Source organism: Pseudoduganella aquatica, assembly GCF_009857595.1.
Classification (GTDB): Bacteria; Pseudomonadota; Gammaproteobacteria; order Burkholderiales; family Burkholderiaceae_D; genus Rugamonas; species Rugamonas aquatica_A.
This window is the reverse complement of record NZ_WWCU01000022.1, coordinates 12,527-27,733: the sequence shown is the minus strand read 5'-3', so window position 1 is coordinate 27,733 and position 15,207 is coordinate 12,527. Positions and strand designations below refer to the sequence as shown.

The window sequence follows — 15,207 nt, the reverse complement described above, 5'->3', positions numbered from 1 at the left end:
CTGGCGGCCAGGGGGCAACTGTTTTTAGAACGGGACGGTCCGGGACAGGTCCGGTTTGTCGCACCAGCGTGCAAAGGCCTCCGCCATGCGCTCGCTCTCGCCGATGGCGCGGGTCCAGTCGCGGATGCGGGTGTCGTGGTCCTGGCCGTAGAACTTGAAGTCGGCGCGGTCCGGCATTTTCCCGTTGGGCAGCGTGGCCAGGAAGGACTTGGACGGCGATACCAGGATCACGTTGTCCACGGCGGCGTCGCGCGCGCGGCGCCAGGGCATGGACTTGTCCAGCCAGCCGGGCACGATGTAGTCGCTGAAGTGCGGGTAGAGCACCAGGCCTGGGTCGCGCTGGTAGGGCAGGTGCAGGTGGTAGTCGATCAGGCCGCCGTCCCAGTAGGCGCCGCCGGGGGCGCCGGCAATGCCTGACACCGCTTCCAGCACCATGGGAATGGAGCCGGAAGCCAGCAGCGCGTCGCGCAGATTGTGTTCGGACAGGCCCACGAAGTGGTTGGCGAAGGCGTCGAATTCCTGGCGCAGCCAGTCCTGGCTGTCGCGCGCGTCGTGGAAGACCACGCGTTCCATGGCGCCGGCCAGGCGGCTGCGCGACAGCGCGTTGCCTGCTGCGGCACGCAAAAAGCCGGACAGTTCGCGCCAGCGGTTGCCCGCCGCCTGCGCCAGCGGCCCCACGCCGCGCGCGGTGATGATGGACAGCGAGTACTGCGGGTTGTTCAGTGTTTCGGCGGCGCGCCCGTCCAGCAGCTCGTCGAGCAGGGCGCGGCAGGTATTGCTGACGTAGGCCGCGTCCACCTTGGCCGGGTAGCGCTGGTGCGTGTACAGGCGGGCCAGGCGGCGGTGCGACGCGTCCGGATCGTGGAAGGCGGCGGCGGCCATGCGCCAGGCGCCGATGGACGCGCCGATCAGGCGGCGCTGGCGCGGCGCCTGTTTCAGGAAGTCGCCGAACAGCCAGCGGTCCAGGCCATGCAGGATCAGGCCTTTCGGGCCGCCTGCCGCAGCCGGGATGATGGCCACGTCGGCCGCCTGCATGCCCTCGGCCGCAATGCGCTGGCGCGCCCGCTGGCCGAGGCGGATGGTGATGGGGGAGGAAGTCATGGGAATATTTTAACGCAGCGGCGTGCTTGCATTGGCGGGTTACGCACTGCGTGCTAACCCGCCCTACGTTGCATATTACCGATGGCTGTGGCGCCGCGTAGGGCGGGTTAGCGCAGCGTAACCCGCCGCGGAGGCGGCGCTACTTCAGCCCGCCGCCCAGCGCCCGGTACAGTTCGATGGCGCTGGTGGTGCGCAGCAAACGCGCCTGCACCAGCGACTGCTCGGCGCTGAACAGCTCGCGCTGCGCGTCCAGCACGTCCAGCGAGCTGGCCACGCCGTTGTCGAAGCGCAGCTGGAGCAGCTTGAGACGGTCCGCCTGCGCATCCTGCACGGCGCGCTGCGCTGCCACCTGGCTGCCCAGGTAGGTGCGCGCTGCCAGCGCATCGGCCACTTCGCGGAACGCGGTCTGGATGGTCTTCTCATAGTCCGCCACGGCGATGTTCTTGCGCACTTCGCTCAGGTTCAGATTGGCGCGGTTGCGGCCGGCGTCGAAGATGGGCAGCACCAGCTGCGGCACGAAGGACCAGCTGCCGGTGCCGCTGTCGAACAGTCCCGAGAAGTCCGGGCTGCTGCTGCCGATGGCCGCCGTCAGGCTGATGCGCGGGAAGAAGGCCGCGCGCGCCGCGCCGATATTGGCGTTGGCCGACTTCAGCCGCTGCTCTGCGGCGCGGATGTCCGGCCTGCGCGCCAGCAGCTCGGACGGCAAGCCTTCCGGCACCGCGCTCATGGCGTCGATGGCGGCGTCGCTGGCCATGGCGCCGCTGGCGGCCGAGGCGGGCGCCTGGCCCACCAGCAGCGTGAGCGCGTTCTCCGCCTGCGCCCGCTGGCGCGCCAGCGTGAGGGCGGCCACGCGCGCCGTTTCCATCAGCGTTTCATTCGAGCGCAGGTCCAGGCGCGAGGAGGCGCCCACTTCCAGGCGCTGCTGCGTGAGCTGGTAGGTGCGCGCGCGTGCATCGTAGGTCTGCTGCGCCAGCTTGTACTGCTCGGCATAGGCGCGTTCGGTGAAGTAGGCTTTCGCCACCTCCGCCACCACGCTGATCTGCGCCGCCTGGCGCGCTTCGTCTGTGGCCAGGTAGGCGGCCAGGGCGGCGTCGTTCAGGCTTTTCACGCGGCCGAAGAAGTCCAGCTCAAAGGACGAGATGCCCACGCCGGCGTCGAAGCGGGTGCTGGTGATGTCGGCGCCGGTGGCGGACACCGAGCGCGGCGTCTTCACGCGGCTGCCGCCCAGCGTGCCGTTCAGCGTGGGCAGGCGGTCGGCCGACTGGATGTTGTAGGCCGCGCGCGCTTCCTCGATGCGCAGCGCAGCAGTGCGCAGGTCGCGGTTGTATTCCAGCGCCGTGGCGATCAGCTGCTGCAGGCGCTCGTCGCGGAAGAACTCGCGCCAGCCGGTATCGGCGGCGGGCTTGCCAGCCGTGGCGATGCTGGCGGCGCCGCCCGCAGCCGCTGGCGCCGCAGGGTAGGCCGCAGCCACCGGCGCATCGGGACGCTGGTAGGTGGGCGACAGCGAGCAGCCGGACAGCAGCAGCGCCGCAGCCGCTGCAACCGATGTCAATGCGCCAAGCTTGTAGTCAGTCTTCATCATACTTTTTTCTCCGGGAGGTCGAGTTCATGCGCGGCCAGGCGGCGCTGGCGTTCGCTTCCCTTGAATATCTTGCGCACCACGACAAAGAACACCGGCACCAGGAACACCGCCAGCACCGTGGCGGTGATCATGCCGCCCATCACGCCGGTGCCGATGGCGCGCTGGCTGGCCGAACCCGCGCCGCTCGCAACCACCAGCGGCAGCACGCCGAGGATGAAGGCCAGCGACGTCATGATGATGGGGCGGAAGCGCAGGTGCACCGCCTCCAGCGTGGCTTCGACCAGGCCTTTGCCCTGCGCCTGCAAGTCCTTGGCGAACTCGATGATCAGGATCGCGTTCTTGGCCGACAGGCCGATAATCGCGATCAGGCCCACCTTGAAGTATACGTCGTTGGGCAGGCTGCGGATGGTGGCGCCCAGCAGCGCGCCGAGCACGCCCAGCGGCACCACCAGCAGCACCGCCACCGGGATCGATTCGCTTTCATACAGCGCGGCCAGCACCAGGAAGGCGGCCAGCATGGACAGCGCGAACAGCGCCGGCGCCTGCGAGCCCGAGGTTTTTTCTTCCAGCGACTGGCCGGTCCATTCGATGCCGAAGCCTGGCGGCAGCTGCGTCGCCAGGCGTTCCAGTTCGGCCATGGCCTCGCCGGTGCTGCGGCCCGGGGCCGCGTTGCCGGTCAGCTTGATGGCGGGGTAGCCGTTGTAGCGCACCAGCTGCACCGGACCGTTGATCCACTTCGACGTGGCGAAGGACGACAGCGGCACCATGGAGCCGGACGCCGAACGCACGTTCAGGCGCAGCAGGTCTTCCGGCTGCAAGCGCTGCGGCGCGTCGGCCTGCACCACCACGCGCTGCTGGCGCCCGCTGCTGGTGAAGTCGTTCACGTAGCTCGAACCGAAGGCCACGGACAGCGCGCTGTTGATGTCGGCGAAGGCCACGCCCAGGGCGTTGGCCTTGTCGCGGTCGATGTCGACTTGCAGCTGCGGCGCGTCTTCCAGGCCTTCGGGACGCACGCCAGCCAGGATCTCGCTCTTGCCGGCCATGCCGAGCAGCTGGTTGCGCGCGGCCACCAGCGCCGCGTGGCCTTGCGAGCTGCGGTCCTGCAGGCGCGCGGTGATGCCGGTGGCGTTGCCCAGTTCGCGGATGGGCGGAGGGCTGAGCGGGAAGATGATGGCGTCCGCAATGCCGGACAGCGCGCCGAAAGCGCGGCCCGCGATCTTGTCGGCCGTGTCTTCCGGCCCGCGTTCGCTCCAGTCCTTCAGCGGCACGAACACCAGGCCGGCGTTCTGGCCGTTGCCCGAGAAGCTGAAGCCCGCCACGGCAATGGTGCGCGCCACGCCGGGCTGCTTGGCCAGGTATTCCTCCACCTTGCTCAGCACCGCTTCGGTGCGGCTCTTGGAGGCGCCGGGCGGCAGCTGCACGTTGGTGATGATGTAGCCCTGGTCTTCGTTCGGCAGGAAGGACGACGGCAGGCGCGCATACAGCCAGCCCACCACGCCGCAGATCAGCAGGAAGATGAGCATGTAGCGGCCGGTGCGGGTCAGTATCCTGGCGATCACGCCCTGGTAGCCGGTGGCGGTCTTGGCGAAGCTGCGGTTGAACCAGCCGAAGAAGCCTTTCTTCTCGTGGTGGTGGCCCGCTTCCACGGGTTTCAGGATGGTGGCGCACAGGGCCGGCGTGAGCGTCAGCGCCATCAGCGCCGAGAACACCATGGACGACACCATGGACAGCGAGAACTGGCGGTAGATCGCGCCCACGGCGCCGCCGAAGAAGGCCATGGGGATGAACACGGCGATCAGCACCAGCGTGATGCCGATAATGGCGCCGGTGATCTGCGACATGGCCTTGCGCGTTGCTTCGCGCGGCGACAGGCCTTCCTCGCTCATGATGCGTTCCACGTTTTCCACCACCACGATGGCGTCATCGACCAGGATGCCGATGGCCAGCACCATGCCGAACATGGTCAGCACGTTGATGGAGAATCCGGCCAGCTGCATCACGGCGAAGGTGCCCAGCAGGGCCACCGGCACCACGATGGTGGGGATCAGGGTGTAGCGGAAGTTCTGCAGGAACACGTACATCACGATGAACACCAGCAGCACCGCTTCCAGCAGGGTCTTGACCACTTCCTCGATGGAGATCTTGACGAACAGCGAGGTGTCGTAAGGCACGGTGTAGGTCAGGCCGGGAGGGAAGAACTTGGACAGCTCCTCCATCTTGTTGCGCACCAGCTCCGCCGTGGCCAGCGCGTTGCCGGTCAGCGACTGCTGCACGGCGATGGCGACGAAAGGCTTGCCGTTCAGGCGCGCGCTGATGTTGAAGTTGGCGCCGGCCATTTCAATCCTGGCCACGTCCGACAGGCGCACGGTGGCGCCGGTGCCGCTGGCGCGCAGCACCACCTTGCCGAATTCCTCGGGCGAGGTGAGCTGGCCTTGCACCACCACCGGCGCGGAGTAGGTCTGGAAGCGCGGCGAGGGCAGGTCGCCCAGCGTACCGGCGGTGACCTGCGCGTTCTGTGCGCGGATGGCGGTGGTGACGTCGGCCATGGTGAGTTTGTAGCCCACCAGCTTGGCCGGGTCCACCCACACGCGCATGGCGCGCTCGGTGCCGAACAACTGGGCCTGGCCCACACCCGGCAGGCGCTTGATCTCGTTGACCACGTTGCGGGCCAGGTAGTCGCCGATGGCGGCCGGGTCCATCGAGCCGTCGTTGGAGGACGCGCCCACGAACATCAGGATGTTGGAGCGCGCCTTGTTGACCTGCACGCCCTGCTGCGTCACAGCCTGCGGCAGGCGCGATTCCACGCGCTTGATGCGGTTCTGTACGTCCACGGCGGCCAGGTCGGGATTGGTGCCGGGCAGGAAGGTCACGGTGATGGTGACCGAGCCATTGGCCTCGCTCTGCGACTCGACGTACTGCAAGCCGTCGGCGCCGTTCATTTCCTGTTCGATCACGCTGGTGACCGCGTCGTCCAGCACCTGGGCGGTGGCGCCCGGGTAGTTGGCGGTGATGACGATGGACGGCGGCGCGATGGTGGGGTACTGCGCCACCGGCAGCATGGTAATCGCCAGCGCGCCACCCAGCAGGATGAACAGGGCGATCACCCACGCGAAGACGGGGCGGTCGATGAAGAATTTTGCCATCTGAGCTCCCGGTTATTTGCTGGCCGCAGGCGCGGCAGCGGCCGGCGCCGCAGGTGCCGCAGGAGCTGCTGGAGCCGCAGGTGCAGCGCTAGCCGGCGCAGCGCCAGGCGTCGCTTCAACTGGTCCCTTCCACGGCGCCGGCGTCACGGTGCCGCCCGGCTTGGTCTTCTGGAAGCCTTCCACGATCACGCGCTCGCCGCCTTTCAGGCCGGAGCTGACGATCCAGCTGCCGTTCTGCGCCGCATCGGCTTTCACCGGCACGGCGGTAACCTTGTTGTCGGCGCCGACCACCATCACGGTGGCGCCTTCCGGACCGCGCACCACGGCCTGCTGCGGCACCTGCAGCGCCGCCTCGTTGACCGCCTGTTCCAGCCGCGCGCGCACGTACATGCCCGGCAGCAGGCTGCGGTTCGGATTCGGGAACTCGGCGCGCATGGATACGGAGCCAGTGGTTTCATCCACCGCCACGTCCGAGAACAGCAGCTTGCCGGATTGCGGGTAAGGCTGGCCGTCCTCGGTCACCAGCGTCACTTTGGCGGCGCCGTTGCCTGCGCCTTTCAGCTTGCCAGCCGCCAGCGCGCGCTGCAGGCGCAGCACGTCGGTCGACGACTGGGTGATGGTCACGTAAATCGGGTCCAGCGTCTGCACGGTGGCCATCGGCGTCGCTTCGCCCTGGCCCACCAGCGCGCCTTCGGTCACCAGCGCGCGGCCCACGCGGCCGGAAATGGGCGAGGTCACGGTGGCGTAGCCCAGCGTCAGGCCGGCGGTGGTGCGGGCGGCGCGGGTGGTGGCCAGGTCGGCGGCGGCCTGCTTCTGTGACGTGACCGCGTCGTCGTATTCCTGGTTGCTCACGGCCTGCGCGGCCAGCAGCGGCTTGTAGCGCTTCACTTTCAGCTCGGCCTGCGCCAGGTTGGCCTCGGCCTTGGCCACGGCCGCTTGCGCGCTGTCGTAGGAGGCCTGGAACTGGGCCGGGTCGATGCGGAACAGGATCTCGCCCGCCTTCACGTCGGTGCCTTCCTTGTACACCCGCTGCAGCACGATGCCCGGTGTGCGCGCACGCACCTGCGCCACGCGCGATGCTTCCAGGCGGCCTGGCAGTTCGGTGGAGAGGGTGACGGTGGCCGGAGCGACGGTGTAGACGGCGACCTGCGGTGGCGGCGGTGCACCGCCCGCCTTGTCATCTTTCTTGCCGCAGGCAGCAAGCATGGAGAGGGTGATGATGGCGGCGGCGACGGGAGTGCAGCGAGGGACTGATCTCATAGATGTCTCTTGAGTTGTGTGTTGAGGTATGCAGATGTGCGGGACATTGTATAACACTGACAAATGTAACGTTTTGTACAGATTCCGCACCCCAAACGTAAAAAAAGCCAGGCGCACATCGGTGGGCCTGGCCTGTTCCGCGCTGCGGGAAGATCAGCGCATGCCGGAGATGATTTGCTTCAGTTTGCCCGAGTCGGCGCAGAAGGCGCGGATGCCTTCGGCCAGTTTTTCGGTCGCCATCGCGTCTTCGTTCATCATGAAGCGGAAGGTTTTTTCATCGACCGCAATCTTGCCGATGGTGGCGTTGGCGCTGTCGGCCGCGCTCAGCTTGCGCTCGACCGGGGTGTTGGCGTCGGCCAGCGCTTGCAGCAGGTCCGGGCTGATGGTGAGCAGGTCGCAGCCGGCCAGTTCCAGGATCTGGCCGGTGTTGCGGAAGCTCGCGCCCATCACTTCGGTCTTGTAGCCGAACTTGCGGTAGTAGTTGTAGATGCGTTTGACCGACTGCACGCCCGGATCTTCCGCGCCCACGTAGTCGATGCCGGTGCTTTTCTTGTACCAGTCGTAGATGCGGCCGACGAAAGGCGAAATCAGCTGGGCGCCCGCTTCGGCGCAGGCGATGGCCTGGCTCAGCGAGAACAGCAGCGTCATATTGCAGCGGATGCCTTCTTTTTCCAGGATCTCGGCGGCGCGGATGCCTTCCCAGGTGGAGGCGATCTTGATCAGCACGCGCTCGCGCGGAATGCCGGCTTTTTCGTACAGCGCGATCAGCTCGCGGCCCTTGGCCACGTTGCCGGCGGTGTCGAAGGACAGCTTGGCGTCGATCTCGGTGGAGACGCGGCCCGGAATGATCTTCAGGATCTCCGTGCCGAAGGCGATCAGCAGGTGGTCGATGATGTCGCCGGTGGACGCGTCCGGATTGTCGCGCACCGCTTTTTGCAGCAGCGGCTTGTACTCGTCCTTCTGCACGGCCTTCAGGATCAGCGAAGGGTTGGTGGTGGCGTCGCGCGGGGTGTAGGCCTTGATCGACTGGAAATCGCCGGTGTCGGCAACAACGGTGGTGTATTGCTTGAGCTGTTCGAGTTGGTTCATGGTTGCGCGCAGGGCTGCTGTTGAGGTTATGGACTGGGTGTCATATTGTACACAATCCACGGCGCACGTTTGCGCCCCGTCAAGGCAGGCTGGCCGGCGGGGGCCAAAATGGAAGGATCTATCGGACAGGAGCGCAAAAATGAATGCCTCGCCGCTTGACATGGGTTCCGCCGCTGACGAACATGGGCATGAGGTCCGTATCGTCAGGCTGGAGGTCAACATGGACAATGTCCTTACTTCGCTGGGTTCGCTGCAGCGCTCAGTCGATGCGATGCGCAGTGAATTCACACACGCGCTGAATGCCCAGCGGGTCTGTTTTGACCAGGCTTTGAGCGAGCAGCGCGAGTACATCAAGCAGGCCTTACGGGAGCAGCGTGATGAATTCCGTCAAGAATTACGCCTGCAGCGTGAGGAGTTCAAGCAGGAGTTACGGCTGACGCGCGACGAGTTCAGCCAGGCGCTGGCAGGGCTGCGCACCGAGTTCAGCCAGGCTCTTGGGAGCCAGCGTACCGAGTTCAGCCACGCACTGGGAGGACTGCGTACCGATTTCAGCCAGGCGCTGGAGGGCCAGCGTACCGATTTCAGCCAAACTATGGGAGGACTGCGTACCGAGTTCAGTCAGGCGCTGCGGGATCAGCGTACTGATTTGCAAGGTGCGATCAGCAAGCAGACCGAGCGGATCGACGCCCTGATCTATGAAATGGCCCGCGAGCGGCGCTGGATCATTGCCTACATCATGGCCAACAGCGGCTTGCTGCTGGGCGTGCTGTTGCGCAACCACTTCTAGCATCTTCCGGGAGCTGGAAATACCGCTTGCCAAACCGTGGCTGTTTCGATAATGTAGACATCCCTTTAACCAGAGCCACAGACGAAAGGAGTTAATCATGATTGCATCACAAGAGAAGACCACTTCGATGGGCCTGGATACCCGCGTGCGCAAGCCAGTCAGCTAAGCGCTACCGCCAGTGCCCATTTCCAAAGGACTACACATGGAAATCAAGAATGGGCAAATTCATTCGCAATGTGTCCGACCGCGCATCTGTCGTGGCGTCGGACGACCTGTGGCTGGAAGGTGCTGCGCTGCAGCAGCTCCAGACCACGTCCCTGCTGGCCGGCATGCGCCGGGTGGTGGGATTACCTGATCTGCATCCCGCCCGGGGCTATCCGGTCGGCGCTTCCTTCTTTTCTGTCGGACGCTTTTATCCCGCGCTGTGCGGCGGCGATATCGGCTGCGGCGTCAGCTTGTGGCAAACCGGACTGCTCGCGGGCAAAGTAAAGCTCGACAAGCTCGACAAGCAGATCGGCAACCTCGATGTTCCTCCGGACGAGGCCGAACTGTCGCGCCTGGCGGAATTGCAGCGCGCGCTGGACCAAGGAGGGGATGGCGGCGGAGCCCATGCAGACGGTCTTGAGGGCGCGCTCGCCTCGCTGGAGCGCGAACTGGCGGCGGCGGGCCTGGACGCGGGCAGCATGCATGCGCTGGGCACCATCGGGCTGGGCAACCACTTTGTGGAGCTGCAATCGGTGTCCGCCGTCTTGCAGCCGGAGCTGTTTGACGGCGCCGGGCTGCAGGCAAAACGCTTGCAGCTGATGGTGCACAGCGGCTCGCGCGGGCTGGGCCAGATCGTGCTGCGCCGTCACGTGGACCTGCACGGTCACGCCGGCCTCGAAGACTGCACCCCGGCGGCGCGGGATTACCTGCGGCAGCACGATGCCGCGCTGTCCTATGCGCACTTGAACCGGCGCCTGATCGCCCTGCGCATGCTGCTGCGCCTGCGCAGCGAAGGCGCCATGGTGCTGGATGTGGACCACAATCTGGTGACGCCCGCCGTCATCGATGGCGAGGCGGGCTGGCTGCACCGCAAGGGCGCCAATCCGTCCGACCGGGGCATGGTGATGCTGCCCGGCTCGCGCGGCGATTACAGCTATCTGCTGCAGCCGCTGCCAGCACAGGACAGCGTCAGCCTGCAATCGCTGGCTCACGGCGCCGGCCGCAAATGGATACGCGGCGACTGCAAGGAGCGCCTGCAGCGCAAGGCGACTCCCGCGCAGCTGGCGCGCACAACGTTTGGCGGCCGCGTGATCTGCGAGGACAAGGCGCTGATTTACGAGGAAGCGCCGCAAGCCTACAAGGACGTCGGCAGTGTGCTCGACAGCATGCTGGGCGCAGGCCTGGTGGAAGCGGTGGCGCGCTTCCAGCCGCTGCTGACCTACAAAACACGCGGGGAGTGCTGCTGATGATATTGCTCCAACTAACAGCCAACACGGGACCTGCGGAGTGCTGCCTGGCGGTGCGGCATGCGCTGGCGGCGCTGATGCGCGAAGGTGCGAAGGCGGGCGTCAAGGTCGAAGTGCTGGAAGAGGAACCGGGCGCTGTGCCCGGCACCTACAGCTCGCTGCTGCTTGGCCTGGCCAGCAAGGAGGAGAACAGGATGGCGCTTGGACTGGCGCAGAACTGGTGCGGCACGCTGGTGTGGATTTGCGACAGCCCTTACCGGCCGGGGCACAAGCGCAAGAACTGGTTCATCGGCGGCGCTTTGCACGAGGCGCCGGAACCGTTGCCGGACAGCGAAATCCGCTTTGAAGCGATGCGCGCGTCCGGCCCCGGCGGCCAGCATGTGAACAAGACCAGCAGCGCGGTCAGGGCGACGCACATCGCCAGCGGCCTGTCGGTAAAAGTGCAGGCGCAGCGCAGCCAGCTGGCCAACAAGCGGCTGGCGGCCGTGCTCCTGGCGGGCAAGCTGGCGGAGGCGCAAGCTGGACGGAGCAAGGCGGCGCAAGCCGCGCTGCGCGCGCAGCACAGCCAGGTTGAGCGGGGCAGCGCGCGCCGTACTTTTGTCGGCAAGAGCTTTATCGAGGCGGGGTAGTGCCGGCGCGCGGAGTGCTAGCCGATGAAGGAGTCGAACTGCAGGTCGAATTCCTGCAGCGCTTTCTGCGCGTTCTGCATCTTCTTGCGGAATTCCGGGCCGCGCTGCAGGGCCAGGCCCACGGCCAGCACGTCGATCACCACCAGGTAGGCCAGGCGCGCCGAGATCGGCGTGTAGGGGTCGATGTTGAAGATCAGGTCGATCGGGATCAGCACCGTGGCCAGTTCGGCCAGTGGCGTGCCGGACGGGGCCAGCACGATCACGTCCGCGCCGCCGCGCCGGGCCAGCTTCACCGAGCGCACCAGCGCCGGGCTGTTGCCGCGCTGAGAAATGGCCACCAGCGCGTCGCCGGTGCGCAGCAGGGCGGCGGCGATGCTGTGGATGGACGGGTCGGCGTAGGCCACGGTGGGCACGCCGGAGCGGAAGAACTTGTGCTGCGCGTCCGCCGCCACGATGCCGGAAGTGCCCTGGCCGTAGAACTCGATCTTGTTGGCGCGCTTGAGGATGTCGAGCGCCTGCTGGATCGCTTCCGGCTTGAGGTTGTTGCGCAGGTCGAGCAGGGTGTTGATGGAGCGGCTGCAGATCTTGTTGACCAGGTCCGCCGCCAGGTCGTCCTGCGCCGGCTGCTCGTTCAGGCCGGGCAGGGCCAGGGCCAGGCCCTGCGCCAGCTTCAGCTTGAATTCGTGCCAGCCGTCGTAGCCCAGGGTGCGGCAAAAGCGCACCACGGTGGGCTCGGACACCTGCGCGGCGCGCGCCAGCGCAGTGATGTTCTGGTCGACGATCAGGTTGGGATGGTCCAGCACCGCCAGCGCGACTTTGCGCTCGGACTTCGAGAGCGAATCGAGCTGGGTGCGGATGGAGTCGAGCAGCACTTGCTCAGTCCTCGGGCAATGCTTCTTCGCGCCACTGCAGGCCGTCGCGGCCTATCAGGGCGCTGGCGGCGGCGGGGCCCCAGGTGCCGGAGGCGTACGGCGTCGGCGCCGACTCGTCCTGCTCCCAGTGGTTCAGGATGGGCTCCACCCATTCCCACGCCGCTTCCAGTTCGTCGCCGCGCATGAACAGGGTCAGCTGGCCGCGCAGCACGTCGAGCAGCAGGCGCTCGTAGGCGTCCATGCGCGGCGATTTGAAGGTTTCGCGGAAGTCCAGTTCCAGCTCGGCCGGCTTGAGGCGCATGCCTTCGCCCGGCGTTTTCGCCATCAGGTTCATGCGCAGGCCTTCGTCCGGCTGCAGGCGGATCACCAGGCAGTTCGGCTGGAAGCTGTTGGTCGGCTGGTTGAAGATGGAATGCGGAATCTGCTTGAAGCGCACCACGATCTCGGCCAGCGAGTCGGCCATGCGCTTGCCGGTGCGCAGGTAGAACGGCACGCCGGCCCAGCGCCAGGTGTCGATTTCCGCCTTCATGGCGACGAAGGTCTCGGTGCGCGATTTCTGCGGCGCGTCCGGCTCGTCTCGGTAGCCTGGCACAGCCTGGCCGTCCACGTGGCCGGCGCGGTACTGGCCGCGCACGATGTTCTGCGCCAGCGTGGCGGGAGTGAATTTTTTCAGCGAGCGCAGTACCTGCAGCTTCTCGTCGCGCACGGCGTCCGGCGCGATGGAGGTTGGCGGCTCCATGGCCACGATGCACAGCAGCTGCAGCAGGTGGTTTTGCAGCATGTCGCGCAGCGCGCCCGAGGTGTCGTAGTAGCCGATGCGGTTGCCCACGCCCAGCTTCTCGGCGATGGTGATCTGCACGTCCGAAATCCATTCGCGGCGCCACAGCGGCTCGAACAGGATGTTGCCGAAGCGCAGGGCCAGCAGATTCTGCACGGTCTCCTTGCCCAGGTAGTGGTCGATGCGGTAGATCTGCGATTCCTCGAACACCTGGCCCACTTCGGCGTTGATCTGCTTGGCCGAGGCCAGGTCGCGGCCCAGCGGTTTTTCCAGCACCACGCGCGAATTCTTGGTGGCCAGGCCGTTCTCTTTCAGGTTGTCGCAAATTTTCGCGAACAGGTGCGGCGGCGTGGCCAGGTAGTAGACGCGGGTCAAGGCAGGATCGACGCGCAGCGCCTCGACCAGCGCGCCGTAGGTGGACGAGTCGGTGGCGTTCAGCGACACATACACGATGCGGGCGGTGAAGCGCGCCCAGGCTTCGGGCGTGACGGCCGGCGACTTGATCAGCGGCTTGGACGTGGTGTTGACCACGTTGATAAACTCCTCCTGAGTGGACTCCTGGCGTCCGACGCAGATGATGCGCGCGGTGGGCGGCAGGTCGCCGCAAACGTCGCGCGAGTACATCGCGGGCAGGAGTTTACGCATCGACAGGTCGCCGCTGCCGCCAAACAGAACCAGATCAAAATCGGTAAGAGCCATAATCGTATTGTCGCAGGTGGTGTGGGGGACTATAGTATCAGCAGCCCGGCCGCGCTCGCGCGGGGTGGCCGCTTATCAGTGGTGTTGCAAATGTAAATTTACTACCCATTTGTGGCGATTGCAAGAAATTTTACTACATTTGCGCCATTTCAGCGCTGCAGGGCGTGCTTTGCGTTGCATTTGTTTCTGTAAAGTATTTTAATTTCGGTGTATCCTTTAGGCTTAGGCCGGTCCCCATCTCCGACCGGCATCCGGCGCGCCCGCGCCGCCGCCTTCCGTGCCCGTCCCCCGCACAGTTTCTTCCCTCATTTCCCGCACTCGCGCGGAGGAACTGACATGACTTCAAAAAACACGCTGCACGCGATCGCCGTCCAGGCCGACCGTTTCATTCTTGCCCTGCTGTGGGTGCTGGTGCTGTTCTCCGCCGCGCTGGCCAACTGGCACGGCACCTGGGCCCTGGTGGGCCTGGTGGCGCTGCCCGCCGCGCTGCTGCCGACGCTGCTGCATCTGCGCGCGCCCGGTTCGCTGGCGGCGCGCTGCGCCAATGCGATGTCGGTGATGGTGCTTGCCGCGCTGCACATTCACCAGGGCGCCGGACTGACCGAACTGCACTTCGGCATATTCGTGTACCTGGCGCTGCTGGTGGTGTATCGCGACTGGCGCCCCATCGTGGTGGCGGCGGCCACCATCGCCGTGCACCATCTGAGTTTCCATTATCTGCAGGAGGCGCAATACGGCGTGATGTGCTTCACCACGCCCGGCTTCCTGATCGTACTGGTGCACGCGGTGTTCGTGGTGGTGGAGTCGGCCGCGCTGATCTATGTGGCGGCCATGCTGCGGCGCGCGGCGCTGCAGGCGCAGGAGCTGGAGCGCCTGGTGACGGCGCTGGACGGCGGCGGCCAGCAGATCGACCTGAGTCCGGCGCAAGGCGGCGAGGCGCGCAGCACGCTGGGCAAGTCCCTGCAGGGCATGATTGCCACCTTGCGCAACACGGTGGGTAGCGTGCGCAGCGGTACGGACACCATCGCCCACGCCACGCGCGAGATCGCCGAGGGCAATGCCGCATTGTCGCGCCGCACCGAGCGCCAGGCCAACGGCGTGGAGCAGACCGCGCGCGCGATGGGCGCGCTGACCGCCGCCGTCAAGGCCAGCGCGGAGCACGTGCACACGGCCAATGCGCTGGCGCTGCAGATGTCCGGCATGGCAACGCAGGGCGGGGAGGCTGTGCGCGCGGTGGTGGACACCATGGGCGAGATCAATGCCTCGGCGCGCCAGATTGTGGAAATTATTTCCGTCATCGACGGGATCGCCTTCCAGACCAATATCCTTGCCCTGAATGCGGCGGTGGAAGCCGCGCGCGCGGGCGAGCAGGGACGCGGCTTCGCGGTGGTGGCGTCCGAAGTGCGCAACCTGGCCCAGCGCAGCGCCAGCGCGGCCAAGGAGATCAAGGATTTGATCGGCAATACCGTGCAGACGGTGCAGCGCGGCGACACGCTGGTGGAGCGTGCCGGCGAAACCATTATGCAGGTGGTGGGCAGCGTGCAGAACGTGACCGACATCATGGCGCGCATGCGCGAGGCCAGCGCAGAGCAAAGCCGCGACCTGGAGGAGATCAACCAGGCCATCGCCGCGTTCGATGAAACCACGCAGGAGAATGCGCAGCTGGTGCAGGAAGACGCCGCCGCCTCGGAGGCATTGCGCTTGCAGGCGGAGCAGCTCGCCGAGCTGGTCTCCGCCTTCCGCCTGGACGCTGCGCCCGCACCGCGCGGAGCGCGTCTCGCCAGCGTGTAAGTCCGGCGTGCGCCCGGGGCCTTTG

The 15,207-nt window shown here is 66.4% G+C and carries 11 protein-coding genes; 4 read left to right on the top strand and 7 right to left on the bottom strand.

The features are described from left to right. Positions 1-24: 24 nt before the first annotated feature. From GTP77_RS18520 to tal, 5 genes are all read right to left on the bottom strand, one after another. Positions 25-1,101 (bottom strand): patatin-like phospholipase family protein, encoded by a 1,077-nt coding sequence (locus tag GTP77_RS18520; protein WP_161073630.1) that lies wholly within the window; start codon positions 1,099-1,101, stop codon positions 25-27. A gap of 139 nt (positions 1,102-1,240) precedes the next feature. Beyond that, positions 1,241-2,683 (bottom strand): efflux transporter outer membrane subunit, encoded by a 1,443-nt coding sequence (locus GTP77_RS18515; RefSeq protein ID WP_161073629.1) that lies wholly within the window; start codon positions 2,681-2,683, stop codon positions 1,241-1,243. Beyond that, positions 2,680-5,826 carry an efflux RND transporter permease subunit gene (locus tag GTP77_RS18510; protein WP_161073628.1) on the bottom strand — a complete coding sequence of 1,049 codons (3,147 nt, stop codon included), beginning with the start codon at positions 5,824-5,826 and terminating at the stop codon, positions 2,680-2,682. The genes GTP77_RS18515 and GTP77_RS18510 overlap by 4 nt, the downstream gene beginning before the upstream one ends. A gap of 12 nt (positions 5,827-5,838) precedes the next feature. Next, positions 5,839-7,086, bottom strand: coding sequence for an efflux RND transporter periplasmic adaptor subunit (locus GTP77_RS18505; RefSeq protein WP_161073627.1), 1,248 nt, complete (start codon positions 7,084-7,086; stop codon positions 5,839-5,841). A gap of 153 nt (positions 7,087-7,239) precedes the next feature. Next, positions 7,240-8,175, bottom strand: a complete 936-nt coding sequence (tal, locus tag GTP77_RS18500; protein ID WP_161073626.1) for a transaldolase — start codon at positions 8,173-8,175, stop codon at positions 7,240-7,242. A 139-nt stretch (positions 8,176-8,314) separates the two neighbouring features. On the opposite strand from tal, the gene GTP77_RS18495 reads away from it, so the two are divergent. The 3 genes from GTP77_RS18495 (at position 8,315) to prfH (ending at position 11,042) form a co-directional block, all read left to right on the top strand. Next, positions 8,315-8,962 carry a hypothetical protein gene (locus tag GTP77_RS18495; protein WP_161073625.1) on the top strand — a complete coding sequence of 216 codons (648 nt, stop codon included), beginning with the start codon at positions 8,315-8,317 and terminating at the stop codon, positions 8,960-8,962. A 215-nt stretch (positions 8,963-9,177) separates the two neighbouring features. Continuing rightward, entirely contained in the window at positions 9,178-10,413 is a 1,236-nt protein-coding gene (locus GTP77_RS18490; RefSeq protein WP_161073624.1) for an RNA ligase RtcB family protein, read from the top strand. After that, a complete protein-coding gene (gene prfH, locus GTP77_RS18485) occupies positions 10,413-11,042 on the top strand; it encodes a peptide chain release factor H (RefSeq protein WP_161073623.1) in 630 nt (209 codons plus the stop codon). The genes GTP77_RS18490 and prfH overlap by 1 nt, the downstream gene beginning before the upstream one ends. A 17-nt stretch (positions 11,043-11,059) precedes the next feature. Here the strand turns inward: prfH and GTP77_RS18480 are convergent, their stop codons facing one another. Both GTP77_RS18480 and zwf read right to left on the bottom strand, forming a co-directional pair. After that, entirely contained in the window at positions 11,060-11,914 is an 855-nt protein-coding gene (locus GTP77_RS18480) for an SIS domain-containing protein (RefSeq protein WP_161073622.1), read from the bottom strand. A gap of 4 nt (positions 11,915-11,918) precedes the next feature. Further along, complete coding sequence (gene zwf, locus GTP77_RS18475; protein ID WP_161073621.1) at positions 11,919-13,391, bottom strand: glucose-6-phosphate dehydrogenase; 1,473 nt, start codon at positions 13,389-13,391, stop codon at positions 11,919-11,921. A 336-nt stretch (positions 13,392-13,727) separates the two neighbouring features. Here zwf and GTP77_RS18470 point away from each other — a divergent pair, with 336 nt between their 5' ends. After that, positions 13,728-15,182, top strand: coding sequence for a methyl-accepting chemotaxis protein (locus tag GTP77_RS18470; RefSeq protein WP_161073620.1), 1,455 nt, complete (start codon positions 13,728-13,730; stop codon positions 15,180-15,182). The last annotated feature ends 25 nt before the right edge of the window (positions 15,183-15,207 follow it).